21 protein-coding genes and 5 pseudogenes are annotated in these 25,413 nt (G+C 67.2%); 16 read left to right on the forward strand and 10 right to left on the reverse strand.

The annotated features are described in order from the left end of the window. Positions 1–29: 29 nt before the first annotated feature. From O7595_RS14830 to O7595_RS33845, 3 genes and pseudogenes are all read left to right on the forward strand, one after another. Positions 30–281 (forward strand): annotated as a pseudogene (locus tag O7595_RS14830) (IS3 family transposase); the annotation flags it as partial. Between the two features lie 178 nt (positions 282–459). Beyond that, entirely contained in the window at positions 460–663 is a 204-nt protein-coding gene (locus tag O7595_RS33840; protein WP_443071879.1) for a hypothetical protein, read from the forward strand. 39 nt (positions 664–702) lie between these two features. Further along, entirely contained in the window at positions 703–909 is a 207-nt protein-coding gene (locus O7595_RS33845; RefSeq protein ID WP_443071623.1) for a helicase associated domain-containing protein, read from the forward strand. A 119-nt stretch (positions 910–1,028) separates the two neighbouring features. Here O7595_RS33845 and O7595_RS14840 read toward each other — a convergent pair whose 3' ends face one another. Both O7595_RS14840 and O7595_RS14845 read right to left on the reverse strand, forming a co-directional pair. Next, positions 1,029–3,173, reverse strand: coding sequence for an FG-GAP-like repeat-containing protein (locus O7595_RS14840; protein WP_269729164.1), 2,145 nt, complete (start codon positions 3,171–3,173; stop codon positions 1,029–1,031). Between the two features lie 88 nt (positions 3,174–3,261). Next, the gene (locus O7595_RS14845; RefSeq protein ID WP_269729165.1) at positions 3,262–3,768 is read right to left on the reverse strand and encodes a hypothetical protein; all 507 of its coding nucleotides are present in this window, start codon (positions 3,766–3,768) and stop codon (positions 3,262–3,264) included. Between the two features lie 342 nt (positions 3,769–4,110). On the opposite strand from O7595_RS14845, the gene O7595_RS14850 reads away from it, so the two are divergent. The 4 genes from O7595_RS14850 to O7595_RS14865 all read left to right on the forward strand — a co-directional run bounded on the left by O7595_RS14850 (position 4,111) and on the right by O7595_RS14865 (position 10,536). Beyond that, positions 4,111–7,641 (forward strand): ALF repeat-containing protein, encoded by a 3,531-nt coding sequence (locus O7595_RS14850; protein ID WP_269729166.1) that lies wholly within the window; start codon positions 4,111–4,113, stop codon positions 7,639–7,641. After that, complete coding sequence (locus tag O7595_RS14855) at positions 7,638–7,985, forward strand: hypothetical protein (protein ID WP_269729167.1); 348 nt, start codon at positions 7,638–7,640, stop codon at positions 7,983–7,985. The genes O7595_RS14850 and O7595_RS14855 overlap by 4 nt, the downstream gene beginning before the upstream one ends. Positions 7,986–8,267: 282 nt before the next feature. Further along, positions 8,268–8,420, forward strand: a complete 153-nt coding sequence (locus O7595_RS14860) for a hypothetical protein (RefSeq protein WP_269729168.1) — start codon at positions 8,268–8,270, stop codon at positions 8,418–8,420. Between the two features lie 466 nt (positions 8,421–8,886). After that, a complete protein-coding gene (locus O7595_RS14865) occupies positions 8,887–10,536 on the forward strand; it encodes a PE-PGRS family protein (protein ID WP_269729169.1) in 1,650 nt (549 codons plus the stop codon). Here the strand turns inward: O7595_RS14865 and O7595_RS14870 are convergent. From O7595_RS14870 to O7595_RS14900, 7 genes are all read right to left on the reverse strand, one after another. Beyond that, complete coding sequence (locus O7595_RS14870) at positions 10,466–11,308, reverse strand: PE-PGRS family protein (RefSeq protein ID WP_269729170.1); 843 nt, start codon at positions 11,306–11,308, stop codon at positions 10,466–10,468. The genes O7595_RS14865 and O7595_RS14870 overlap by 71 nt on opposite strands. 50 nt (positions 11,309–11,358) lie before the next feature. Continuing rightward, entirely contained in the window at positions 11,359–12,087 is a 729-nt protein-coding gene (locus O7595_RS14875) for a DUF2637 domain-containing protein (RefSeq protein WP_443071624.1), read from the reverse strand. 80 nt (positions 12,088–12,167) lie between these two features. Continuing rightward, entirely contained in the window at positions 12,168–13,541 is a 1,374-nt protein-coding gene (locus O7595_RS14880) for an FtsK/SpoIIIE domain-containing protein (RefSeq protein ID WP_269729171.1), read from the reverse strand. Positions 13,542–13,546: 5 nt separating this feature from the next. Beyond that, positions 13,547–13,897 carry an SCO3933 family regulatory protein gene (locus O7595_RS14885; RefSeq protein ID WP_109295668.1) on the reverse strand — a complete coding sequence of 117 codons (351 nt, stop codon included), beginning with the start codon at positions 13,895–13,897 and terminating at the stop codon, positions 13,547–13,549. Between the two features lie 126 nt (positions 13,898–14,023). Then, positions 14,024–14,752 (reverse strand): GntR family transcriptional regulator, encoded by a 729-nt coding sequence (locus O7595_RS14890; protein ID WP_269729172.1) that lies wholly within the window; start codon positions 14,750–14,752, stop codon positions 14,024–14,026. Between the two features lie 89 nt (positions 14,753–14,841). Then, positions 14,842–15,279 (reverse strand): ATP-binding protein, encoded by a 438-nt coding sequence (locus tag O7595_RS14895; protein WP_269729173.1) that lies wholly within the window; start codon positions 15,277–15,279, stop codon positions 14,842–14,844. Between the two features lie 278 nt (positions 15,280–15,557). Then, positions 15,558–16,298, reverse strand: coding sequence for a GntR family transcriptional regulator (locus tag O7595_RS14900; protein ID WP_269729174.1), 741 nt, complete (start codon positions 16,296–16,298; stop codon positions 15,558–15,560). A gap of 80 nt (positions 16,299–16,378) precedes the next feature. On the opposite strand from O7595_RS14900, the gene O7595_RS14905 reads away from it, so the two are divergent. Next, positions 16,379–17,476: a DUF1152 domain-containing protein gene (locus O7595_RS14905; protein WP_269729175.1), complete on the forward strand. Its 1,098-nt coding sequence runs from the start codon at positions 16,379–16,381 to the stop codon at positions 17,474–17,476. A gap of 790 nt (positions 17,477–18,266) precedes the next feature. Further along, on the forward strand, positions 18,267–18,659 hold the full coding sequence (locus O7595_RS14910) for a hypothetical protein (protein ID WP_269729176.1): 393 nt from the start codon (positions 18,267–18,269) through the stop codon (positions 18,657–18,659). A gap of 920 nt (positions 18,660–19,579) precedes the next feature. On the opposite strand, the gene O7595_RS14915 is transcribed toward O7595_RS14910, so the two are convergent. Further along, the gene (locus O7595_RS14915) at positions 19,580–20,089 is read right to left on the reverse strand and encodes a hypothetical protein (RefSeq protein WP_269729177.1); all 510 of its coding nucleotides are present in this window, start codon (positions 20,087–20,089) and stop codon (positions 19,580–19,582) included. Positions 20,090–20,263: 174 nt separating this feature from the next. Here O7595_RS14915 and O7595_RS14920 point away from each other — a divergent pair. The 7 genes and pseudogenes from O7595_RS14920 to O7595_RS14950 all read left to right on the forward strand — a co-directional run. Continuing rightward, positions 20,264–20,470: pseudogene (locus tag O7595_RS14920) on the forward strand (IS5/IS1182 family transposase); the annotation flags it as partial. A gap of 136 nt (positions 20,471–20,606) precedes the next feature. Continuing rightward, complete coding sequence (locus O7595_RS14925; RefSeq protein ID WP_269729178.1) at positions 20,607–21,845, forward strand: IS256 family transposase; 1,239 nt, start codon at positions 20,607–20,609, stop codon at positions 21,843–21,845. A 57-nt stretch (positions 21,846–21,902) separates the two neighbouring features. After that, positions 21,903–22,508, forward strand: a pseudogene (locus O7595_RS14930) (transposase family protein); the annotation flags it as partial. 121 nt (positions 22,509–22,629) lie between these two features. Continuing rightward, positions 22,630–22,761 (forward strand): annotated as a pseudogene (locus tag O7595_RS14935) (IS5/IS1182 family transposase); the annotation flags it as partial. 146 nt (positions 22,762–22,907) lie between these two features. Continuing rightward, a complete protein-coding gene (locus O7595_RS14940; RefSeq protein WP_269729179.1) occupies positions 22,908–24,149 on the forward strand; it encodes an IS256 family transposase in 1,242 nt (413 codons plus the stop codon). Between the two features lie 31 nt (positions 24,150–24,180). Continuing rightward, a pseudogene (locus O7595_RS14945) lies at positions 24,181–24,819 on the forward strand (transposase family protein); the annotation flags it as partial. An 18-nt stretch (positions 24,820–24,837) separates the two neighbouring features. Then, on the forward strand, positions 24,838–25,347 hold the full coding sequence (locus O7595_RS14950) for a DUF4760 domain-containing protein (protein WP_269729180.1): 510 nt from the start codon (positions 24,838–24,840) through the stop codon (positions 25,345–25,347). Positions 25,348–25,413 lie beyond the last annotated feature (66 nt).

A 25,413-nucleotide genomic window follows, 5' to 3' on the forward strand; every position in this document is an offset into this window, starting at 1 on the left:
GACCCAGAACCCAAACCGTTTCTGATCAATACTACTGGCGTCGTACGGCCGCGGACCGGGCCGCCCGGCAGGCGGCCGACGCCCGGCTCGCCGCCCGGATACGAGCCGTGCACCGTGAGTCGGACGGCACCTACGGAGTCCCGAGGATCACCGCCGAGCTCCGCGAGGACGGCTGGCGCGTCAATCACAAGCGGATCGCGCGCGTGATGCGGACCATGGGCTTGGCGGGCGTGCGGCTGCGTCGCAGGCACCGCACCACGATCGCGAACCCGTCCGCGGCGAAGGCCCAATCGGTGGATGCGGCGGTATTGCTGGCGCAGATGGTGACCCGCGCGCAGAACTCGAACAGCGCCAGGCCGAAGGGCTGCCGGCGGAGTCCTGGTCCGGCGCGCTGTCGCCGGAGCGGCGGGAGCAGCTGGAGGAGATCGACCCGTCCTGGTGCCCGGCCTGGCCAGTCGAATGGCAGCGGGCCTTCCACTCACGAGGCAGCACCTGGAGGAGGTCGGCGGTGAACTGCCCACCGAGCCGGGCATCGTCGTACACCGGGGCGAGGACCTCGGACGGTGGGTGCGGGCGCAGCGCCTCGGCTGGAACAAGCTCACGGCGGTGCAGCAGTGGATGTGCGAGCAGGTCCTCGGGATCGAGCCCGCAGCCGAGGCCTAGAAGCCGCCGCCGCGCCGCACGCAGGCCGACAGATGGGCCATGAACTATGAGGCGGCCAAGCAGTTCTACGAGCGTGAGAGGCACCTTCAGGTCCCGAGGAAGCACGTCGAGCGGATCGTCGGCGAGGACCAGGAGAAGCGGGAGCACAAGCTGGGGGCCTGGATCGGGAATCAGCGCAGCCGGGCGGCGACGCTGACGCCGGAGCGGGTGGGGCTGCTGTCCGCCATCGACATGCGCTGGACATAGCCCCGTACGAACGAGCAGCGGCGCCGGGCCAGGGGTCTGTCCGGCCTCGTCCAGGCCTGGCCGCGAGTGTGGGGTGTCCGGCCGCGTTGATCGGCTGGGCACCCCACACTGAAAAATGGCTAGTTGCCGGTGTGGTAGGTGTTGACGAGCTTGGTGGAGGCGTAGACCCAGGCGCCGGGGTTGGACGCCCAGCCGGCCTGGCCACCGTTGAAGAGGGCGTCGGGCCGGGCGGTCCAGGTCCACATTTTCACGACGTCGTCCGTCTGGTGGTTCATGATGGCGAGGTCGTCGCGGCCGTCGCCGTTGTAGTCGCCGGTCGTCATCTGCAGGCGCTTGACGTCCAGGCCGCCGGCGCTGTTGAGGGTGAGCGTGGCGGAGCCGAACTTGTTCTGGCCGTCGACCTTCTCGAACAGCATGGTGCTGGTCTTGTCGCTGCCGTCGGCGTAGTCGTACCAGATCAGGGTGTCGTCGTGGCCGTCGCCGTTGAAGTCGCCGGCCTGCGGGATGGCCTGATCCCACTTGAGGGCGGCGGTGTTCCACCACGTCGTGGGGCTGGCGAAGGTACCGCCCGGCTGGGTGGTGAAGACGTAGGTCTTCATCCCGTTGCCGCCCTGGTCGTAGTACACGCCCAGCTCTTCGCGGCCGTCGCCGTTGAAGTCGCCGGTGACGAACTTCGTGCTGCTGCGCAGCCAGGTGCCGGCGGGTGCGGACCAGGAGGCGACGGGGGCGTTGAAGGTGCCGTTGGTCTTGGTGGTGAAGGTGTGCAGCTTGGTGGTGCCGTCGGCTCCGGCGTACCAGACGGCCATGTCGTCGCGGCCGTCGCCGTCGAAGTCACCGGCCTGCGGGGTCATGTAGCTGTAGTGGAACGGACCGCCTGCGGGGGAGCTCCAGGCCTGGACGGGGGTGGCGAAACCGCCGTCGGTCTTGCCGAGGGCGACGAAGGCCTTTACGCTGGCGTCGCTGTAGCCGCGCAGCATGGCCATGTCGCTGCGGCCGTCGCCGTTGAAGTCGCCGGAGACGAACTTCATGTACCTCGCATCCCACTCGCCCACGGGGGCGGCGTAGGACTTGTACGGTGCGCTGAGTGTGCCGTTGTCGCCCTTGCCGAAGAAGGTGTAGGTGGCGTCCGAGCCGGCGGTGAAGTCGTACCAGGCGCCGATGTCGCTGCGGCCGTCGCCGTTGATGTCGTTGCGGACGACGGTGTTGCTGGACCACAGAGACTGGTTCTGGGTGTTGTAGACGACCAGGTTGCCGCGGTCGGTCAGGACTGCCTGGCCGCCGGCGGCGGCCGTCTTGGACTCCCAGAGAGTCGTCGTGTCGGCGGCGCTGCGGACGATCAGGTTGCCGCTGGCGTCGAAGCGGGCGGTGGCACCCGGGTTGCCCGCGGTGGCGGTGGACCACAGGGTCTTGCCGGCGTTGGACGCGATGACCAGGTCACCGTCGGTCTGCATGGTAAGGCGGGCGCTGGCGGAGACGAGGCTGTCACCGGGCAGCAGCTGCTGGCCGGCGGTCAGGGTCGAGCCGAGCTTGATGTTGTCCGCACGCGCGGCGATGGCGTCGGTGCGGGTCTCGGCCGCGTCCTGGCCGAAGCATCCGCCCTGCCACGAGTGGCTGCTGACGGCGACGAGCTCGGGCTTCCCGTTGTTGTTGCGCAGGAGCGGGGCTCCGGTGTCGCCCATGCAGATGACGTCGCTCGCGGTCTTGCCCGCGACATTCACGTCCGTGTCGCTGACTGTATTGACGGTGAACGAGCCCGTGTGGAGCTTGAGGGGTGCCCATTCAGTCTTGGTGCGGCCGTATCCGGCGACCGTCAGGGTGTCTGCGCCGGCGGCCGGGGTGGTGGCCATGGCGACAGGGGTGATGCCGGTTGCCGGAGTCGCGAGGCGGGCCATGACCAGGTCGCGGCCGGCGCGGGGCACGAGGTCGACGATCTCGCTGACGTGGCCGCCGGTGGTGGCGGACAGGTCGCTGCGGCCGATGGTGGCGATGGTCTTCTCGGCGGGCTTGCCGGGCGCGAGCTCAGTGTCACTGGTGGTGAAGCACGAGGCGGCGGTCAGGACCCAGCGGGCGTCGACGAGTGCGCCGGTGCAGGCGCGCCTGCTGTCTTCGTCACCGATCTCGATCTTCGCGGTGAACGCGTAGACGTTGTCGGCGGCGGGGGTGCCGGTGACGGCCTGGGCGCCGGTGCCGGTGAGGACACTGGAGACGACGGCTGCGGCGAGCAGGGTGCTCGTCAGCGTGGCGCGCGGGCGAATGTTGGACACGTTGATTTTTTTCCCTGGGTGTTCAGTGGTGCGCAGGCCGGTTCACGGCTGCTGGGCGCAAAAGGTGATGGTGCGAGCAGGGCCGGGGTCAGCCGGTGACGCGCAGTTCGACGAGGACGGAGCGCAGTCCGATGTCGCCTGCCTCGCCGACGGGCTGGTACTCGTTGGCCGGCACGTCGACGACGGTCTCCTCGCCCTCGGCTGTGAGGGTGGCCTCGACGGGGTGGTCCTCGGTCCACACGCCGTAGGCGTCGGGCAGCTCCAGCGTGAGGTAGCCGGTCTTCGCGGTGGCGTTGAAGCAGTAGCCCGCGTTGTCGAGGCGGGACTCGATCTTGATGTTCCACGCCTGCGAGCACTGGACCAGTGTGATGTGCCCGTCGCCGCGCTTCAGGGTGATGCCGCGCTCCTGGAGGATCTTGTCGGCCCCCGGGTAGTTGAAGTCTTCGACCGCCGACGGCATCTCCGTGGCAACTGCCGCGGTGGCCGCGGTCTGCGGCGCCGCCTGGGCAGTGGTCAGGCCCGCCGTTCCCAGGCATGCGGCTACGGCACCAGCAGTGCCGAACAGGAGTGCCTTGCGGGCACGCGAAATCGCCATGGCTTCCCTCACAGTGAAGATGAACAGATCGGAGCCCCCTCCGATCCGCTGAAGTAAAGCACATGTAATGTTCCTGTGAACGCGCCCCCAACTCGCCGCCCACCAGGGGGCAAGGAAGCGGCGGACCCGTGTATGTGGGTTGGGTGTTCCCGCGCGTTTGCTTTGGCAGCCACCCAGGCTTCGCTGCGTTCTCTTCGAAGCGGACATATCCGCCTTGCATGGATGTTGGCGGCGATGTGCCGGGTGTGTTCGGCATGGAGGAAAAGCCAGGTGAAACACTTCTCACGCTCCATATGGGCGGGGCGGAAGCGCAGAGACCGACTCAGAGAGCGCACGAGGGCCGTGGCCGCGCGCAGCACATGCGCCACGGTGCTGTCCGCCGCAATGCTAACGGGGTTGCTGGGAACAGCGCCCGCGTTTGCCGCCGAGGGCGACGAGGCCGGCGTGCCGGTCTTGTCGCATCGGGAACTGGCAGTCGACTCCTGGATATACGGCGGTGTGGGTGTCAAGGAGGCTGCCGAACGGGCGCTTCTTGGCACCGATGAGGACGTCCAGGAGTTCCTCGAGGGCAAGGGCGCCCTGCAGCTTGCCGATGACCGTGTGGATGCCAGCCGTGTTCTCAATGCGGGTGGCCCGGCGGTACGTGAGGCGGCCAAGACTGCCCTCCAGTCCGGTAAGCCGGAGGCGCTGCAGGCGTTTCTGAAGGACGGCTGGAAGGCGCCGCACCAGCAGGACCAGCGGGTCGAGGTCTCGCGGGTCGTCAACCTGGGCGGCATCGGGGTGCAGGACGCCGGCAAGGCGGCTCTGAACGGCACGCCCGGGGAGGTCGAGAAGTTTCTGAAGTCGGGCCAGTTCACCGCGCGTGAGGCGGACGACCGCGTCCAGCTCTCGAAGATCATCAACACCGGCGGGCCCAATGTGAAGGCGGCGGGCAAGCTCGCGCTGCAGGGCACCTACGACGACATCGTCGAGTTCCTCGAGGTGGGCCAGTTCGTGGCCCGCAACCGTGACCAGGAACACGCCACCATCGCCCAACTGACCGAGCAGGCCAAGCAGTCCGGCAAGCTGGCCGAGGACGCGACCAAGTCCGCCCAGGAAGCGTCCGCGCGGGCGATTGCGGCCGCCGAGCTTGCCAAGCAGGCCGCGGCCAAGGCAGCGTCGGAAACCGCGGCGGCCAAGGACGACGCCACGCGCGCCGCCGTCAAGTCCAAGCAGGCCGCCGCCGCCGCCCGGGCCGCAGCCGATGCGGCGCAGACGGCCATCGGCGCGGCCAATGCCGCCAACCGCTCCGCGAGGATCGCCGCACTGGCCGCAGCCCAGACCGCGAACGCGGCCGCGGCCGCCGCGGATGCCGCCAACCGCGCCTACAACGCAGCCATCGCCGCGGGCAAGGACAAGGACCAGGCCGCCAACGCGACCGCCCAGGCCAAGGCCGCCCGCACGGCAGCGAACCTGGCTACCCAGTCCGGCATCGCCGCCCAGCAGGCCAGCGCTGCCTCCCTGGCCGCCGCTACCGCGGCCGCCGCGTCCAGGAGCGCGAGCGGTAACGCGAACCTCGCCGCCGACGCCGCCGACGAGGCCGCCGGCCATGCGGATGCCGCCGGGGCGTCCTCGGCCGAGGCCCGGGCCGCCGCGGCGGAGACCCGCCGGCACGCCAACGAGGCCAACCGGGCCGCCACGGCTGCGGAGACCCTGGCCCGCAAGTCCGCCACCGCTGCCCTGGAGGCGCGCGACGCCGCGAACTCGGCAGCCGCGCACGCCAACAACGCGGCCGCCGCCGCCGAGGAAGCCGCCGCACACGCCGGGGAGGCCGCCGACCAGGCCGCGGAGGCCACCAAGCAGGCCAACGCTGCGAAGGTCGCCGCCGAGGCAGCGAGCGATGCCGTGGAGACCGCGCAGGAGACCTTCGACATCGCCCGGGAGACCGAGGCGGAAGAACTCGCCACCCGCACCGCTGCAGGCATCGAACACGCCAAGTCCCGAAAGTCCATCGCAGAGACCTTCACCACCGAGGTCTCCGGCACCGTGGTGGAGGGCCAGGCGATCGAGGACGACACCCGCGCACTGGCCGCCGAGGCCGCTCAGCCCGGTGCCGACGTTACGGCCATTGCCGCCAAGGGCCGCAAGGTGGCGCTGCGTGCGCTGAAGCACTTCGGCTCCTGGCGCCAGGAAGCCGCCGTCCGGGCCCTGTCCGGCAGTGACGAGGACGTGCTGGAGTACCTGCGTACCGGATGGCAGCAGGCCCAGCAGGACGAGACTCGCCAGCAGGTCGCCGACGTCGCATCCAACAGCCCCTACGCCTCCGTCCGCACCGCAGCCACCCAGGCACTCGCGGGCACCGATCAGCAAATCGCCGACTTCTACAGCACCGGCCAGTACCAGGCCGGACTCGCCGACTACCGCGTGCTCGTCTCGCAGATCCACAACACCGGCGAAACGGGAATCAAGGAGAAGGCCGAGGCTGCCCTCGCCGACGGCAGCGCCCAGGCACTGCTCGCCTTCATCAACAGCGGCCAGTACACCGCGCGCAACGCCGACGAACGAGTAGCCGCCAGCCAGCTGGTCAACACCGGCGGCCCGGAGGTGAAGGCCGCCGCCACGATCGCCCTGACCGGACCGGCCGACCAACTGCACCAGTTCGTCGAGAACGGCCAGTACATGGCCGAACGCAAGGACAACCTGGCCGACACCCACATCGCCCAGGTCCAGCGCCTCATCGCCGAAGGCCAGTACATCGCGGCCAAGGCCCAGGAGAACCGATGGCTCGCCGCCAAAGCCGCAGCCGACGCCAGGCAAGCCTCCGGCGAAGCACAAGCAGCCGCCGCCGAAGCACAAAACCAAGCCACCCGCGCTAGCGGGTACGCCGCCGACGCCGACAAGGCCGCCGACAGCGCCGAAACCAGCGCCGCCCAAGCCAAGCAGTCCGCCACCACCGCCCGCAACGCCGCCAACAGGGCCGAACAAGACGCAATCGCCGCCGAGGAATCCGCCGCCCAGGCAGAATTCTCCGCCCGCTACGCACGCTCCTCTGCAGTCATGGCCGATGAGGCGGCGACCGACGCACGCGAATCCGCGTTGGCCGCAGGCAAGAGCGCCGAGGAAGCAAAGAGCCTCGCGAAGCAGGCCTGGGCGGACGTAGTCAAGAAGCGCGAGGCCGAAGAGGCTGCAGCGCGCCGCGCGGCGGAAGAAGCACGCAAGCAGCAACGCGAAGCAGAGAGCAAGCCACCCTGCTATCTCCACCCCACCAGAGACACCCTCCCCCTCTGCGCACTCGCCGGACAGCCCCTCGAAACCCCTCCGATCGATCCCGTTCTCAAGGAGATCGTCTGGAGCGCCACCGGCCTCAACGACGCCAAGGACTGCTTCAAGGACCCCGGCCTCAGCAAATGCGCCATGTTCGCCATGGCCTTCCTTCCCGTCGGCAAAGCCAAGGGCCTAAAGAACGCATTGGAAACGGTCGAGGATGCGGCACAGGCATCACGACTCCGGACCTTCCCCGGCGCCATCGCCGACGCCAAGCATCTGGACGAAATGGCAGCAAACGGCATCAAGTTCAACAGAGCAGAAGTGATCGCTACCGCGCGGACTGCTGATGGCCGCATCGTATTCCTTGAAATGGGGAACTCGAAGGCTGGCCTCCGGCACGTAATGAAACACGGCGATGAGTTCACCAGAGCCGGCATCTCCGATGACGAGATCCCGTCCTTCGTTGTCAAGGCCGTCAGCGAAGGAAAGATCGTCGGCCATCAAGGAAGCGGCACGGGTCGGCCGATCTATGAGGTGGTTTACAATGGAAAGAATCATAAGGTGGCTGTAACCACCGGCAGTAATGGGTTCATCGTGGGCGCGAACATGAGGGGTTCGGGATCGTGAGCAAAGAGACAGAGTCGAGCGATATCCGGGTTATGGCGGACTACGGATGCCATCCCCTCTGGCTCACACGCGAAAACGACAATGTGTCGCCGACGGATCCTCAATTGGGGCTAACACCCATTCTGGCTGAACGGCTAAGCGAGTGGGCTCAAGAATTTGACAGAATTCTTTGCCTGGATGATCCGGCTTCGTCCGGATTCCCTTCCCCGGAAGCCGAGGCCAATTTCGCCGAGAGTGGAGAGAGGTTGGCGCGAAAACTGGCTCAGGAATTGGGCCCCAGCTGGAAGGTTGGCTATTTCGATCTCAGGATCGATGCCGACCGTGAAATTCCTTACATGCTCTAGCTAGGGACCGATCTGGTTGCCTGTCGCGTGGGCGACAGGCAACCGCAACACGTCATTGAAGATTCCAGGCGGCTTGGCCTCAAGCGATACCATGCGAAGCATTAGGAAGGCCAGCAGTGCCTGACAGCGACCTGCACAAAGAAGAACTCGACTATCTGATCCGATACGCTCACATGGCGCCGGTCTATTTTTTCCCCGCTTCGCGACGCAGCGGAGAAGATCGCAGGCAAGCGCAGTAGCGAGAGCGAGATTCAACAAACCACCCTGAATCTGATCAGCGACATGATCGACCAGGGGGTCAAAGTCGGAGACATGAGCCCGAAGGATGGCGATGGAGTCATCCCTTGGAATGTTCCGAAGAATGACGCACTGCGTCGCGTAGCGGACGAGATGCGACAACACCAGGACCCGGTCGACTTCATCGACATCTGCTAGTTCAGCGCCATCTGAGTTCCCGCGCACGCTATAATAGCCTCCGAGACTCCGGCTCACGCTCCTTGGAGAATTCCTGGAGATGATCTTGCGATTGGGCCCCTGAGGGGCCAACGGAGACCGACGCGGCCCAACGCTCTGATCTACACATTTGACATGCAACACAGGTGAGCGATCTTCCAGGACCTGATTCGGGACGAAGAGGTCGTGGGTTCAAATCCCGCCACCCCGACAGAGAAACACCAGGTCAGGCCCGGTACTGAGAGATCAGTGCCGGGCCTGATTTGCTGTGCGGCCCCGTTTTGGGAGCCATTTGGGAGCCAACTGGGTGTGATCTTCGGGATCCGGCTCCCGGCGGCTCCCGGCGAGGGGCGTTCCGCCTTCGAGCGCGCTGTGCGCCGGGTGCACCCCGGGAGAGCCCTTCCCCACGGCTTGTGCCGGGGAACCCACGGACGGTACGACGATCGCCATGCACCCATGGTCTCCATTAAATGACCGGCAGCTCGCGCTCCTCACCCGCATCGGTGGGGACGGAACCGACCCCGTCACGTCGGACAACCCCGAGCTCGCGACCACGGCCCGCGCGCTCAAGGACCGGGGCCTGATCACAATGCCCAAGAAGAAGGGGAAGTGGCAGGCGGAGATCACCGACGCGGGACGCTTCTACCTGGAACACGGGCATCATCCCGACCGCCCCGAGCCAGCTCCACGCAGACCTCGTTCGGCGGCATATGGAGCCAAGGCGCCGGCTGCACCTCGCCCTCGGCAGGACGCCGCTCCCCCACCCGAGACCAAGCCAGCCCCGCAGCGTGCCGTGAAACCCCCACACCCGTCACCAGCGGAAGTCGGGGCGGCACTGATCGCACAAGTGCAGGAAGCCGGACGATTCCTTCGGATCCCGGACCCCAGCGACGCGGAACGGGCTCGGTATCGCAGAGCCTTCGACGCGGCACGGCAGCGCGCCCCGGAGGGATACCACCTGAAGTACAGCGGGCGGGCGAAGGGGGACTTCTTCCTCGGCCTGCTCCGGGTGACCGGTGAGGACGACACCGAGTGGAACCGGATCCGCCTGGCACGCAGCCGTGTGATCACCGACGTCGAGGACGTGCTCGCCGCAGTCACCGCGGACCACAGCGCCTTCGAGATCTCCGAGGAGGTCCTGCCGAGAGTGCTCACGCTGCTCCGGCTCCTCGCCGAACAGGCTCTCGCACGGTACGGCGAGATCGCGGTATCCAAGAAGCGCAAGCAGCCCAGGCCGCTGCTCACCGTCCACGGCAGAACGTACGAGATCAGCTTCCGCGAGCGGCAGAAACAGGTCCGGTACGTGCCCAAGCAGCCCGGCCGACGTACGTACGACTGGCAGCGGGTCACCCCGGCGCACAAGTTCGAGCCGTCCGGCGAGCTGGAGCTGATGGTTGGCCAGCACTCGGGCTACGGCTACGGCCACAGCTACGGCTGGAAGAAGGAGTGGGCCGACACCGCCAAGAAGCCCTTGGAGGAGCAGATCGGCTCAGTCTTCCGGGTGTTGAAGGCGCGCGCGGAGGAGCAGGAGCGGGCTCGGCTGGAACATGAGGCGGAGCAGCAGCGTCTGCGAGAGGAACGAGAGCGGCAGGAGGCAGAGCGCCGGCGGCTGGAAGCGGAGCGGGAGGAACGCGAACGGCGGGAGTGGGAGGCCGCCGTCAGTGTCGCTTCGATCAAGGCCGTTCACGCGGCACGGGCCGAGCACTTCGGCACGGGCCTTGAGCGGTGGCGTGCCGCAGGGGAGATCAGGGCTTTCTGCGCCGCTCTGGATGAAGCCGCCGTCGCGTCGCAGGATGCCCTCGAAGCCGAGAGACTGCGAGAGTGGTCGGCTTGGGGAAAGGCGGAGGCCGACCGGCTCGACCCCACCATGAACGGCAGGGGCCTGGCCTCGCTCAATTTCCATGCGGAGCCGACAGGAGATCAGCTGCGACCGTTTCTCGACGGCTGGCACCCGCACCGGCCGGAGAAGGAGAAGCCGCCGGCGCAGCCCGCGCCGCCCAAGCCGGAGCCAGACCCGTGGCGAGGTGTCATCGACGCACATCAGGATCAAGGCTGGAGATATGGACGCCAAGGTCGCGCTCAATGGTGGAGGCGATGACGCCGTGGCCTCGGTCGCGTAGGGCCTTGACCGCCTTCTCGACCAGCTCCCCGAGCCGGATGACCTCGGCGCGCAGGGCAACCAACTCGTCGTAGCGGTCTGCCTTATCTTCGCCGCACCACGCCCGGACGGTCCGTAGGACGGCTCCATCCGCGTCCAACTTGCGATCGTCCCGGCGGCCGTAGGAGTACCAGGAGGACTGGGTGCGCTCCTGCTCGATGTCCTGCTGCTTGCGATCCACCTCAGGGAGGATCTCTTCAGCGAGGCGGCCGGCCACCTGACGGGCGACGCGTTCGGTAACCGGCCATCCGGCCAAGCACGAGCCGTCGCTCTTCTCGTAGACCATCGGGTCGGCACGTAGTTCAGCGGTGTCCATGCCGATGACCGGTGCCGCGTCGTCAAGGCGGCCCAGCTCCAGGACTCCTGCGTCCGCAACGCCCCTGCGCAGACGCAGCCTGTTCTTCGGCCGGACGAACCCGAGGATCATGCGCGCGGCCTCGAACTCTGTGCTTCCCCGCACCTGGCGTGACGCCTCGGCCAGTGCCAACTCTCCCGCGTCGTCCGCGCGGAACACGTCGACGTCCGCCCACAGTGTTACGAGAGAGTTCGGATTGACCCACTCCTGCAGGCCCGCGTCGTCGCCGTCGAGGAACCGCACATGGATCCAACCGGACCTGCCGGAGCCGCCCACTCGAACGATCTCCACCCGGCGAACCGCGCCGCCCAGCTCCTTCGGCCTGGCACGGTATGCCCAGTGCTCACCCATCTCCATGTGTCCATTGAGTCAGGTCAGTTGGCGCCATGACGCGGCATTCGCCGCAATCAACTCGAAGAAATGACTGCGCCAGACTGAACCTGTCCCGCGTCAGCTCGGCGGCGCGTTTGAGCGCGCGGAGCGTGGACGGGCGCACGAGGGGATGTCCTCCGGGTCAGGTCAGGTGGGTCGAGATGGCTTCGGCCAGGGGCAGCGGGACGCCGAGCCGGGCGCGAAGGGTCGAGGTGTCGATGGGTGTTCCGGTCCGGGCGCGGTGCTCGTCGGCGCGCGAGGTTGACGAGCGCCGGTGGCACCGGGGGCGCAGAGGGCGGAGCCGGTTTCGGCTCCGAAGCGGGCAACTCGGCCACCGGGGTCGGTTCTTCGGCCGCGTCCGGCGCCGGAGCCGACTCGTGCTCCTCCGAGCGGGCATCTGCGGTTGCTCCGTGAGCGAGGAGCGTCCCGCCCAGGAAGGCGACTGCGGGCCAGCCGGCGACGAGGATCCGCAGCCAGTCCGGTACGTCGTCCAAATCGAGCAGTCCGGCCGTGGCCACGTTGGCGCCGAGCGAGGCGGTCAGTGCGACGAGGAACCAGCACCATCCGGCCGCTTTCGCCCCGCCGGAGCGGAGCCGCCGCCAGGCCGCGACCAACAGCAGGTCGACGGAGACCGGGTAGGCCCAGGCCTTCCAGCCGTCCTGCCCGGCAGCCAGCGCCAGATCGTGCAGGTGGGCGAAGGACAGCGCGGCGGCGATCAGTGCCTGGACGAGTACGGCGTCGATACGGACGGGCAGGGCACGCACGGGGCAGCTCCTTCCGGTTTAGGGCATGGAGGGGTTGGGAGGTGGCACGGATTGGCCGTGCCGGCCGTGGGCGGGTGCGCCTATTCGGTGACCGGGCGAGCGGTGGCCACGGGCCCGGACGCCTCGACCGGCATCGGCGCTACGTACGGGCGGAAGGGATCGAGCGCCGGTACGTCGGGGGCGAGGTCAGCCGTAGCGCGGCAGATGGCCGCGGCGTCGGCGAGCGAGAGGTAGGGGGTGCGGATGCGGGACCAGCCGCCGGAGGTGTCGCCGACGACGGCGAGGCCGGGCAGTTCGGGGGCGATGGCGCACGCCGCGAGGACGGCTTCCGGGGCGATGTCGCCTAGCGCCATCTTCGCCGAGGCTTCGTCGTTCACGCGGTGGCAGACGCGGCCGGTGAGCTGGGCGCGGAGCATGGTCGCGCCCTTGCCCAGCTCGGCGCCGAAGCGCTGCCCGCAGACTTCGAGGTAGATCCCGGCGGCTCGGCCGAGTTGGGCGAGCCGGATGAGCTGGGTGACCATCTCGTCCCGCCGTTCCTCCTCCTTTCTGGTGGCGACAAGGAAGAGTTCCGCCACTTCGTCGATGAACAGCACGATCGGAGCGGGGCGTTCGCCTTCCGGCAGGCCCCAGATGTCCGAGGTGATCAGCTCCTCGGGCGTGCCGGGTGCGATGCCCTGCCGGGCCTTGATCAGGTCGTACCGGTCTTCCATCTCCTTCACCAGTGCGGGAAGCAGTTCGGCCGCTTGGTCCGGGTCGGTCGCCAGAGCGGAGAGCCTGGGCGCGAAGGGAGCCAGTTCGACCCCTCGCTTGCAGTCGATCCCGACCAGGACCACCGGCTGGGCAGCGAGACCGGTCAGCAGGTTCCGCAGGTACATGGACTTACCCGAGAGCGTGGCGCCCAGGACCAGCTCATGCGGCACGGTCCGGTAGTCGCGTATGAACGCAGTCGCGTCCTCCCGTAACGCCACCGGGATCTGCAGCGGACCGCCGTCGAGCCGACGGGGCATCCGTACCTTGCGCAGTACGTCGAAGCCGACGAGCCGCAGTTCGACGACCCCTGACTTGACGTCCCGCACATGGACGGCGTGGACGCCCCAGGCGTGCCGGAGGCGTTCCGCGGAGGCCGCCACGTCCGCCGGCTCCTGGCCGGGAGCCAACCGCAGCCGCATACGCAGTCCGGTCGTCGTGGGCCGGATGACGCCCCGACGCGGAGGCACCGGCCGAATCTCACGCCGGGTGGCAGCTCGAACGGCCAGCGCCCGCCACCGGGACGGCTCGACGGTCAGGCCGCAGGCGTCCATGGTCGAGGAGTACGAGGCCAGAAGCCGGGCCGCCGCGAGCGGCAGCCCGACCGTGGACCAGTACGCCGCCGGGTATGCGTGCCGGGCGTAGGCGGCGCCGCCTATCGCAGCGAGCGAACCGCCCAGCTCGGCCCACGTCACCAGGTCCGTCACGGCGATCAGCCCGCTTCCGCCATGGGGAAGGCGCCCGGGGCGACGGCGGTCGCCCGATACGCGATGCCGTGGCGCTCCTGGCCGTTGAACACGCTCTGCCACGGCCGAGCCACCAGGCCCGGAAGAGACACCGGGGCGCCGACGGTCAGGCCCTCGGTCACGCCGCTCTCCGGGACCGCTACCTGGATCAGCGACGACTCGCCCTCGTCGATGTAGACGACGCCGACGGTCATCAGCACCTCGCCGGACACCGCGTCCTTGGCGATCTCACCGGTCTGCCGGTCGCGCACCTTCGGCGCCGGAGCTTCGGTGAGCAGGATGGTGGCGGCCGAGGCGTCAACACGGATCACACGCACAGGGATTGCTCCTTCTGAGAGTCGATCAACTTGCCTACCTGACAAGTTGACTTAGCAAGTCCGAAGTTAGAGATGACAGGTTGACTTGTCAAGTCGCTATCACTGGCAACTCGCTCCCGACCGGGGTCAGTTCAGGCGGTACGTGTCTTCGAGTTCCTGCCGGTCAGCCGGCAGCAGCAGCTCGGAGACCTGCAACGAACGGCCCGATGCGTCGCGCGCCACAACCAGAACGCTCAGCACGGGAACACCGTCCGGCAGGTCAAGTACGGCTGCCTCGCCCGCATCAGGCAACCGAGCAGACACGCGCTCGACGACATGATCGAAGCGGATCTTCTTCCGAGCTTCGAGGTGTTCGCGCGCACTCCCGCTCAGGGGTTCGCCGGACCCCAGCTCAGTGCCTTCCGCCAGGCCGGCGGGGAAGTACGACGAGACCAGCTCCACCGCCTCGCCGTCCTCTTCGACCAGGAAGCGACGCAGGAGTACTTCGGTCCTCTTCGGCAGGCCGAGCGCCGAGGCGACTCGCGACGGAACAGGCACACGCCCGACTTCGATCAGGCGGCCCGCGGCGTGAGACTCGTCGCGCTCAAGCGCCCCACGCCCCCGCCGGTCCTTCTGCTCGACGACTTCCGGGCGACCCCGGACGGTCGTCCCGTATCCCTGCCGGGACTCCAGCCAGCCGTCCCGCTTCAGGAGCTCCAGGGCCCGGACGACGGTCGGGCGGGACATGCCGAACGTCTGCACCAGCTGGTTTTCGCTGGGCACTCGGGTGCCGGGCGCGTACGTGCCGTCTTCGATGCGACGCTGAAGCGTCTGCGCGAGGCGCACGTACTTCGGTGGCTCCACTTCATAGGTCACGAGCGCCGCCTGTCGAGATTGGCCAAGTCAACTGGTCAACCAGCCTAGCGACACTTTCACACCGGGAGTAGAAGGGGTGGACCGTCCCGTCACGCCGGCCAGGCATCGGCGACCACGAAGGAGACGACCGTGCCGCCGTGCCGACTGGGACCGGAGCGCCAGGAGTCGGCGATGGAGTCGACCAGGAGCAGTCCCCGTCCATGAGCGTCGTTCGCTTCGGGGTGCCGCACCCGCACGTTCACGGGGAAGCCCGGGTTGTGCACGTCAACGCGGAGCGCGGTTCCCTCGCGGTACCACTCGACCCGCACCAGCCAGGGGTCGTCCGCCTGCCCGTAGAGGATGGCGTTGGTCACCAACTCCGAGATCATCAGAGTGCAGTCGTCGACGGAGCAGGCCGGGTTGTACGGAGCGATGAACTTCCGGAACCAGCGTCGGGCGCGAGGCACCGACTCGGGTTCCGGATGCAGGGTCATCGCGCCGAGCCGCGGCGAGCCCTGACAGGGGTAGCGGTCGATCGTGTAGGCCATGCGTGCTCACTCCTTGCCGCTGCCGTCGCAGTCGAGGCAGCGCCGCTTCGACATGGCACGGTCGCGGTCATTGGCCGTGGAGAGCGCCAGCACCGTCCGGGAGCCAACGCGCTTCCAGCCACGCCCCCGACACCCCCGGCAAGCTAACCGCGCATCCGGCTCCGGCCGCCGACTCACCACGTCGTGCCTCCTTCTCCTCCAAGTGGCCTTAGCCACTTTCTGGATAGTGGCATTAGCCACTTCGAAGACGCAAGCGGTTCGGTGCAATTGGTGAGTCGTCAGGTCAGCGGGTAGCCCTGCTCGAAGGCCCAGCGGTGCGGCGGGTAGGTGGCTTCGGCGAACTCCAGGGGGCGGTCATGGAGGTCGAAGACGACGTGATGGACGATGAGGACCGCGGATCCCGGCTCCAGCCGCAGGTCGGCCACCTCCTCGTCGGTGGCTTCCCGAGCGCACATGCGATCCTCCGCGTAGCTCCCTTGACGCCCCGTCATCCGCTCCACGTACATCAGCGTCCCTTCCTGGATCCGCTCGGGATCCGTGAGCTTGGGCGCCCGCCGGCCGATGTCCGGCGCGAACCACGAGGTGGACAACGTGATCGGGCCGTCCTGGTTGTTCGTCACGCGCCGGCGGTGCACGGCTCGACGATCCTTCACCAGGCCCAGCGCCTCGGCGACGTGGTCCGGAGCCTCCAGCCAGCCGGCGGAAGTGATCACCGCGTACTCGCCGGGCGTGTAGATCTTCCCGGTCTGCCGAGCACGCCCGTACAACTCCCGTGCACGCCGGTTCACTTCGAGGCTGCGCACGTACGTCCCCGAGCCCTGACGCTTCTCGACCAGGCCCTGATGACTCAGCGCCGCCAGGGACCGCGCGGCCGTGGGCCGGGACACCTTCCAGTCCGCGGCGAGCTGCCGTTCCGAAGGAACCTCGTCACCCGGCCGCAGGTCGCCCCGAAGGATCTGATCACGGATGTGGTGAGCGATCTGGAGATACTTCGGTTGAGCCTCTTCGATCTGAGGCATCTCCCCTCCTTGTCCAAGTGGCTATGGCCTTTGGCCACTATAGGGTGAGTGGCCAACCCGCGAACCCGTAGTCTGATCGCATGACGCGGTTGATCGTCGCAGCAGGAGGAGGGGGCGACGCAGTCGCCGCCGCCATGCTCCACGCCGCCCTCTATGGCGACCGGGACCAAGCGGTGATCCTCACGTACGCATGGGACCGCCTCCTGATCGACCCGCTACCGGGTCCGCGGCGACCCGCCGACTTCACCGGCCTGGAGCGCCTCACTCCGGCCGTGTGGAGAGTGCCGGCGCAGGCCCGGCCGATCGCACCGGCAGGTTCCACACTCCCCCGACTGGCGGCGGAGCTCCCGCACACCTTCGCGCTGCTCGACCCCTACCAGGGAGCCGAGGGACTCACCCACCAACTCGAGGATCTGGTGAGTCACTTGGAGCCCGAGTCGATCGATCTCCTGGACGTGGGCGGCGACATCCTCGCTCGCGGCTACGAGCCGACGCTGAGGAGCCCACTCGCCGACGCCCTCGCCCTGGCAGCCTGCTGCCAGGTGAACGCGCCCATCCGACTGCTGGTCGCGGGGCCAGGCTTGGACGGCGAACTCCTGTCGGCCGACCTGCACGACGTGCTTGGCTCCGTCGTCCACACCTTCACCGCCAGCGACGCGGAGACGATCAGCCCGGCTCTGGAGTGGCACCCGTCCGAAGCGACCGGAGTCCTCGCCGCGACGGCCAGGGGTGCGCGAGGCACCTGCGAGATCCGGGACGCAGGGCTCCCCGTACCGCTCACGGACGACAGCCCCACGGTGCACGAGGTCGACCTGGACGACGCCGTCAACCGCAACCAGTTGGCCCGAGCCATCATGGCGACAGAGCACCTGGACGAGGCCGAGGCCTACAGCCGCGAGATCTGCGGCTACTCGGAAATCGACTACGAGCGCAACAAGGCCCTGTGGCTCAGGGATCAGCAGCCCGCGACTCTGGACCCGTCCGCCATCTGGCCCCAGCTCGACCAGTTCGAGGCCGAAGCCCGCGCCCGCGGAGTCACCCACACGACGTTCCGCCGTATCACCGAGGCCCTGAACCTCAGCGGCTCCCAGCGCGATGACCTGCGACAGCTCCTCATCAACAGCCGGCAGGAGCAGTATGACGCGCCACTGTGGCGCATCCCCATAGCCGCTGAGTAACAATCTTGTTCACGGGTTCAAGGCGCATCCGCCGCGCACAGCGCGGCGTACGCGCGGCCCGGCGGCTCGGGCCGCGCTCCTGTCTTCGCCCCGCTCCGGCCCGGCCTCCGGGCGCACGCCGATGGGCGAGGGCTTGATGGGGTGAACCCCGATGTGGCTGGGGCGGTCGGCTCCGCGGCTTTACGCAGCCACCATGGGGCGAGCCTCGAAGATCATGGCCCCAACGTCGTGCTTTACCGGGCAGGTCCACAGACTGCCCGACGCGCCGGAAGCTTACGGGGCCATGATCTCTCGCCCCATGGCAGCTCCCGCCCAAAGCCGCTACACCGCCCTCGTAGGAGAGGGCCCCGCAGCCCTGGCACGACCTAGGCTGGAGCTGACATGAGTGTGGACCTCATTCAAATTTCTCATCGGTGAACCAACCGACTCCGGCACCCCACGCAAGACACCTTCGCGTCACCATTACGGAAGAGTGGCGCGATCAGGCCACATAAAACCTCAAATAAAGATCAAGTTGTCACGGTCGGGTAAATACTCCCGAAGATGCGGCCCCAAGGCGCTGTTGCGATGCTTGACTCCCCCTAGTCCGCGACCACGGATAGAACAGAATGTTCCGCATCGAAACAGGGGGAAAGCACTCGATATGGCACGCATTCGAAAGATCTCCGTCGTAATGGCTTCGGCTGCGATCGCAGCTTCCGTTCTAACTCCCGTCACCGCAGTCGCCGCAGACGACAGCCCCGACCCCGCTCCCGCCCCCGACGTCTGCTCGGGTGGGTGGCGCAGCAACGTGTACGGCTACAAGGCCACCCACATCGGCAAAGGCCCGGTCTACAAGGACGGTCCTGGCGGGACGATGGTGATCACCAGGACCACCGCAGAGAAGGTGGGGTCGTCGATCTCCGGGACCGCAGGAGTGACGGCCGATTTCGCCGTGGCCCAGGCAAAAGCGGAAATCAGCAGGGAATCCGTCAAGGAAGTCAGCTGGGGCACCGATCACCAGTACAGGCGGAACATAACAAGCGGAAGGTACGGGAACACGCAGTACGGCTCCTGGGGGCACTCCGCCACGTGGGAGAAGTACTACGAGCTCCCCAATTGCAGGAAGTCCCAGCGGACATCGGGAGGGGTTAAGGTCGCGAACAAGGCCGTCGGATTCCGCTACTGGGAGACCCGATCCTGATGAATCTTTCCCGCGCTGCCGCGTCCGCGGCCATCGTCACTGCCACCGCGGTGACGGCCACAGCGTGTACAGGTTCGGGTCAGCCCACACCCCGCACAGGCACACCGTCGGCACCAGCCTCGGCCGTGGTGCTGTCGCCGCCGGAGATCCGACCCGGCTATCGCCAGATTGCTTCCGGAGGTCCCCGGCGCGGCGCGTGGGACCTCGGTCCGGTCCAGCTCGCCAAGGGCATCTCCTGGGTGAACGTCAACTGCGTTGCGGACGCCGGTGCCGGTGCCGGTGCCGGTGCCGGTGCCGGTGCCGGCAGGATCACGCTAGTTGTCGACACAGTAGGAGAGTTCACGGTCGACTGCCCAAGCACCGAGGGCCCGCATCAACGTCAACCAACTCGACCTCGCTGAGGGCCGCAAAGGACGCTTCCACGTCGAGACCACGGACAATGTCCGGTGGATCGCCAGCATCCAAGTCCCCAAGTGACAGAACACACCGCACGGGCCCGCCGGCGCGACTGGTGACGGCGGCGCCGTACAGCAGCGCGGCACCGTAAACCCAGCAACCGCCCCCGTCGCTCAGGGCCTGGTAGCGGCCGCAATTGCCGTCGCTGACCGATCCCGGCCAGGGCTACGGATCAGAAGGCTCCCGACATCCACGGCTGACATCAACGGAGCCGGACGGAGGCGCACACCAGCGTCTTCGTCCGGCCGCCGCTCAGTAGGCAGCAGCAGTCGGAACGGCCCCAGATCGAACTTACAAGGCAGGTGTCAGCCGCAGCGCCCGTGCCAGATGCGTGCCAGAACGGGCGGTCAGCCACGGTCAACCGCGGGACGACAGAGTGCGTCGCCGCAGTGGTCGATCAAGGACTCCGCCCTGCTCAACGGCTCAGAGGCACGGATCCGTTCGGTGATTCCCAAGCTCAGGTGCTACGACGCGAGATGCGCCGCTCCTCCAAGGCCAAGCAGTAAATCGGACAGGTCCGACTGAAGTCGGTTGTACTTGTCCTCACTGGCCTGATCTCTTGCGAAGTCGTCCAGGCTGCCGGTCATCTCAAGCCCCAACGCTTCCGCTTCCTCGAATCCTGCCAGGAGTGCCGCCTGCCAGACCTCAGTGTCATTGGCCGCGTGGAACCTCTCGTCCTTCATCGGAACCATCGATAGTTCTTCGGCCGCACGCACGTTCAACTCACCGAAGATCTCGACTAGCTGTCGACGCACCCTCTTCCTAGGACGTGAGGAGAGACCCCAGGCGTGGGCGACCATGTCACACAGGTAGCGCGACCTTGCCGAAGGGAGCAGGAAGTCGCCCGGGTAGGACCTCGACGCCGTGTAGCGGTGCCAGTGGTAGGACAGGTGAGCTCGGAGCTCGACCACCTCAGCCCGCAGTCCCAGCACGGCAGTGGCGCGAGCCTTCCCAATCTCCTGTCGGTAGCTCACGAAAGGCGCAAGGAAGAGAACGACGATTGCACCCCCGAGGGCGCCAGTTCCGATCTTGATAGCAAGATCTCAAAACATGCTCATCCGAACAGTGAACCTCTTTCATCCTGCGCTGAAGGGTGAAATGGGCTGGTCAGCGGGCGTGGTGACGAGGCAGGGCCCCTGGTCGTTGGCGTGGTGATTCCACTCAACACGCTGGCGACCGGAGGGGCCCTGTTGGTTCCGTATCCTGCCATGCTCGATGTCCAGCATGAGCTCGTTGAGCATGTTTCCTGGCTGCTGTACGAGCACCGCCGGGCCCGCAACGTCCGCTGGCGCAAGCTCGGTTGCTTCAAGCAGGCGCTGCTCACCCTGGTCCATCTGCGCAAGAACGAGACGTTCTGGTTGCGTCCAGGGAAGTGGTGTACGGACTCCCACCTGATCCGGGTGTTTGGCCCGGCGTCGGAGTGAGGGTCCGGATATGAGAACGGCCACCGGCTGATCTTCGAGTTGTCGAAGCTCGAAGGAGATCAGCACGATGACCGCATCCGACAGTCTGCCCCTGCACGCTCTCGCCGAGGAGAATCTCGCCGCGGCGAGTCCCGATCTGCTGCGCGCGATGATCAAAACGTTCGCCGACGCGCTCATGTCTGCGGAGGCCGACGCGCTCTGCAACGCCGAATACGGGCAGGTCAGCGACGAGAGGGTCAACCACCGCAACGGCTATCGCCCGCGCGAGTGGGACACCCGCGCCGGGACCGTCGAGCTCGCCGTCCCCAAGCTGCGGCAGGGCAGCTACTTCCCGCACTGGCTGCTGGAACGGCGCCGCCGGGCCGAGCAGGCCCTGATCTCGGTGGTCGCCACCGCCTACCTGCTCGGTGTCTCCACTCGCCGAGTGGAGAAGCTCGCCGAGTCCCTCGGGGTGACGCAGCTGTCGAAGTCCCAGGTCAGTGCGATGGCCAAGCACCTGGACGAGCAGGTCACCGCCTTCCGTAACCGTCCCCTGGACGCCGGCCCGTACTCGTTCGTCTGGGTCGACGCGCTCACGCAGAAGGTCCGCGAGGGCGGCCGCATCGTCAACGTGCATGCACTGATCGCGGTCGGCGTCAACGCTGACGGCCACCGCGAGATCCTCGGCCTGGACGTCGCCACCGCCGAGGACGGCGCCGGCTGGCTCGCCTTCCTGCGTTCCCTGATCGCCCGTGGCCTGTCCGGCGTCCAGCTCGTCATCTCCGACGCCCACGCCGGCCTCGTCGACGCCATCGGTGCCGTTCTGCCCGGCGCCTCGTGGCAGCGCTGCCGCACCCACTACGCGAGGAACTTGCTGAGCCAGGTCCCGAAGTCGGCCCAGCCCTGGGTGGCCACGCTGCTGCGGACGGTCTTCGAACAGCCCGACACCGACGCGGTCCAATCACAGATGCGGCACGTCCTGGACGCACTCGAGGCCAAGTTCCCCAAGGCTGCAGCCCACTTGGACGCCGCGCAGCACGACTTGCTCGCCTTCACCGCCTTCCCGAGGGAGATCTGGCGGCAGATCTGGTCGAACAACCCGCAGGAGCGGCTGAACAAGGAGATCCGCCGCCGCACCGACGTGGTCGGCATCTTCCCCGACCGCACCGCCGTCATCCGGCTCGTCGGGGCGGTCCTGGCCGAGCAGAACGACGAGTGGACCGAAGCCCGCCGCTACATGGGCCGCGAACTCCTCGCCAAGGCCCGACTCCACCCGATCGAGTCAGAAACCGACGACACCGTCCTGCCCACCGAACTCACCGCATAGCCTCAAATACGAGATCACCGAGTGGCCGTCGATACACCACTCCAGCGGACGTGACCGACGTTCTCGCAGCTCGGAGCCGGTTTCGGGATATCCCAGGCCACCGCCTGGCGGTACGTGGACGAGGCCTTGGACGTTCTGGCTTCCTGGGCGCCCGGCCTTCATGAAGCTCTGACCGGCCTTGGTGAAAGCGACCACGTCATCGTTGACGGCACCCTGATTCCCATCGACCGGATCCGCGCGGACGAGCCGTACTACTCCATGAAGCACCGCAAGCACGGCATGAACGTGCAGGTCATCGCCCGACCCGACGGCACACCGCTGTGGTTCTCCCGCGCGACACCGGGCCGCACCCACGACCTGACCGCGGCCCGCGCCCACGGCATCGTCCAGGCCTGCCTCACCCGACAGATCCTCGTCCTCGCGGACCGCGCCTACCAGGGCGCCGGCGCCACTGTCCGAACCCCGTACAAGAATCAACGCGAACAACCCGAGCACTACCAGCAGTTCAACCGCGACCATGCTCGGCTGAGAGCTCCAGGAGAACGGGCCTACGCACACCTGAAGTCCTGGCGGCTACTACGGCGAGCCAGATGCTCCACCCGCCGGATCGGCACCGTCGTCCAGGCCGTCCACACACTACTGACCTGCGACTATTCAGGATGAAAGAGGCTCACTGAGCCCTTTCCAACTTGCGGCAACAGCGAGCCAGTTGGGGTGACAACGTGGTGAAGCCCCTGGTAGATGGGTTTTCGACCAAGAGAACCGTCTCCACCAGAGGCTTCGCATGCTTGTCTACCCTTCGGGCGTCGACGTGTCCAGCTCTGCCCTGCGCTTCCTGTCCGCCCGTCTGCGGCAGCACCGTCGCGCGATCGGCTCCCGCTGGAGGCGTCTGAACCCCGGCCGCCAGGCCCTGCTCGATGGCGTCCCTTGACGTGGTGTAGCCGATCACGGTTAGGGAGTGCGCCGGGGGCGTGCGCTGACAGCGATTCCGCTCCCTGCCCAGCAGGCGGGCCACCTGCAACTCTCCTTGGTGAACGGCCAGTTCAACCCGGGAGGTGCACGGTGGCCCTGTCCCAGTCTGACCTACTACGCCTGCTGGAGTCACTACGTTCGGCGGACGGGCTTGAACTCGTCCGCGGCGTGGCCGAGCGGATGCTCCAGGAGCTGATCGAGGCCGAGGCCACGGCCCGGATCGGCGCGGAGTGGAATGAGCGCACGGAGACGCGCACCGCGCTTCGCAACGGCCACCGCGACAAGACGGTCAGCACGCAGGCCGGCGACCTGGACCTTGCGATCCCCAAGCTCCGGTCGGGGAGCTTCTTCCCCGCGCTGCTGGAGCGACGCCGCCGCATCGACCAGGCCCTCTACGCGGTCATCATGGAGGCATACGTCCACGGCGTCTCCACGCGGTCGGTCGACGACCTGGTCAAGGCCCTCGGCGCGGACACCGGGATATCCAAGAGCGAGGTCTCACGGATCTGCCAGGACCTGGACGGCCAGCTGACCGCGTTCCGTGCCCGGACCCTGGACCACGTCCGCTTCCCGTACATCTACCTGGACGCCACCTACTGCAAGGCGAGGGTCGATCACCAGATCGTGTCGAGGGCAGTGGTGATCGCCACCGGGATCACCGAGGACGGCGGCCGCGAGGTGCTGGGCGTGATGGTAGGCGACAGCGAGACCGAGATGTTCTGGACCGAGTTCCTGCGTCACCTGCGCGAACGCGGTCTGACCGGGGTCCGGCTCGTGATCGGCGACCACCACTTGGGGCTGGTCAAGGCCATCCGCAAGGTCATGCTCGGAGCCGCCTACCAGCGGTGTCGCGTTCACTTCCTGCGCAACGTGTTCAGCGTGATCAAGAAGGAAGCGGCGGAGATGGTCGCCGCGACGATCCGCACGATCTTCGCCCAGCCCACAGCCGACGCGGTCCGCACCCAGCTCGACACCGTCGCCGACATGCTCGGCAAGCAGTTCCCGAAGGTCAGGGAGATGCTGCTGGACGCGAAGGACGATCTGACCGCCTTCGCCGCCTTCCCGGAGCGACATTGGAAGAAGATCCAGTCCACCAATCCACTGGAGCGGATCAACCGCGAGGTCAAGCGCCGCACCGACGTCGTCCAGGTCTTCCCCAACGATGACGCGCTCCTACGGCTGGTCACCGCCGTGCTCTTCGAACTGCACGACGAATGGATCGCCTTCCCCCGCCGCTACCTGCCCGAAGGAAGCATGGACCAGCTCTACCCCGCCGAGCGCTCCGAAAGCGCCCCCGCGCTACCCGACACCACCAACACGACCGCCGGATGATCGGCTACACCACGAGAAGGGACACGACCCCCTGCTCGCACTCGCCCACCTGCGGATGGGAAACACGTATGCCCAGCTCGCGGCCGGATTCGGTATCGGAACCACGACCGCCTATCGGTATGCCACCGAGGCTGTCGAACTCCTGGCAGGCCTCGCGCCCACCCTGGCCGACGCGATCCGGGTCGCGTCGACGAAGGCGTTCGTAATCCTCGACGGCACACTCCTGCCGACCGACCGCATCGCCGCGGACCCGCCCTTCTACTCCGGGAAACACAAGAAACACGGGATGAACCTGCAGGTCCTCACGGATCCCTTCGGCCGGCTGCTGTGGGCCTCGCCGGCACTGCCCGGCGCCGTCCACGATGTCCGCGCGGCCCGCGAGCACGGCATCGTCGACGCCCTTGCCGCAGCCGACATCAAGTGCTGGGCGGACAAGGCATATCGGGGCGCCGGCGGGACCGTTCGAACCCCCTACTGGGGCCGCTGGGAAACCCTTTCCACCGGCCAGCAGGCCGTCAACCGGTCCCACGCGAAGATTCGCGCACTCGTCGAGCAGGCCATGGCCACCCTCAAATCCTGGCGGCTCCTCCGCAGGCTCCGGTGCTCGACCACCCGCGTCACCAGCCTCGTCCGGGCCGTCCTCGCCCTGCATCTGGCCAGCTCAGAGTGAGGATGGAAAAGGCTCACTATGAGTTTATCGCTCGCGCTCAACTTGCTGGCAGTTCTGTTGTCGGCTGTCGCACTGGTCACCTCAATAGCAGTCTCGCGGCGACAGCTTCGCTTGGCGCAGAACTCCAATGTTCTGCCAATCATTCTCCAACTCTTTAAGGAGACGCGCGATCCAGATTTCTCCCGTGCGATCGAATACATAAGCCACGACTTAGCTCGGGAGTATCCACCCGACAACGGTTATCGGCGACTTCCGCCTGAAGTCAGGAAGCATGTTCGCCGTATTGGTCTTTTCTACGATGACGTCGGAAAGCTCGTGGCTTTTGGTGTTGTCGACGAACGGCTGGTAATTGGCTCCTACGGCGTCAACATAGTGGCCATGTGGGACGCCTTGTCTCCGTACATTCACAGAGAGCGAGCCTTGTCCACCAAGTCTATGCTCTATTTCGAGGATCTCGCGGCCAGAGCCAAGACCACGCCGATGGCGGCAGTACACGCAGAGTTGAGACTCTCTCAGTGCCCACCATGACCTCAACCCTAGATCACTGCTTTGTAAGCCTGGCGCTGCTCTTTGCCCCGTTGCGCCAGGTCAGCA

Origin of the sequence: Streptomyces sp. WMMC940 (assembly GCF_027460265.1) — a bacterium.
Lineage (GTDB): Bacteria > Actinomycetota > Actinomycetes > Streptomycetales > Streptomycetaceae > Streptomyces.

What these genes read in the sequence shown, in the direction of transcription:
- O7595_RS33840 (WP_443071879.1), top strand. Translation starts at nt 460, where the DNA reads ATGGCAGCGGGCCTTCCACTCACGAGGCAGCACCTGGAGGAGGTCGGC.
- O7595_RS33845 (WP_443071623.1), top strand. Translation starts at nt 703, where the DNA reads ATGAACTATGAGGCGGCCAAGCAGTTCTACGAGCGTGAGAGGCACCTT.
- O7595_RS14845 (WP_269729165.1), bottom strand. Translation starts at nt 3,768, where the DNA reads ATGGCGATTTCGCGTGCCCGCAAGGCACTCCTGTTCGGCACTGCTGGT.
- O7595_RS14860 (WP_269729168.1), top strand. Translation starts at nt 8,268, where the DNA reads ATGATCGACCAGGGGGTCAAAGTCGGAGACATGAGCCCGAAGGATGGC.
- O7595_RS14865 (WP_269729169.1), top strand. Translation starts at nt 8,887, where the DNA reads ATGCACCCATGGTCTCCATTAAATGACCGGCAGCTCGCGCTCCTCACC.
- O7595_RS14870 (WP_269729170.1), bottom strand. Translation starts at nt 11,308, where the DNA reads ATGGAGATGGGTGAGCACTGGGCATACCGTGCCAGGCCGAAGGAGCTG.
- O7595_RS14895 (WP_269729173.1), bottom strand. Translation starts at nt 15,279, where the DNA reads ATGGCCTACACGATCGACCGCTACCCCTGTCAGGGCTCGCCGCGGCTC.
- O7595_RS14900 (WP_269729174.1), bottom strand. Translation starts at nt 16,298, where the DNA reads ATGCCTCAGATCGAAGAGGCTCAACCGAAGTATCTCCAGATCGCTCAC.
- O7595_RS14905 (WP_269729175.1), top strand. Translation starts at nt 16,379, where the DNA reads ATGACGCGGTTGATCGTCGCAGCAGGAGGAGGGGGCGACGCAGTCGCC.
- O7595_RS14925 (WP_269729178.1), top strand. Translation starts at nt 20,607, where the DNA reads ATGACCGCATCCGACAGTCTGCCCCTGCACGCTCTCGCCGAGGAGAAT.
- O7595_RS14950 (WP_269729180.1), top strand. Translation starts at nt 24,838, where the DNA reads ATGAGTTTATCGCTCGCGCTCAACTTGCTGGCAGTTCTGTTGTCGGCT.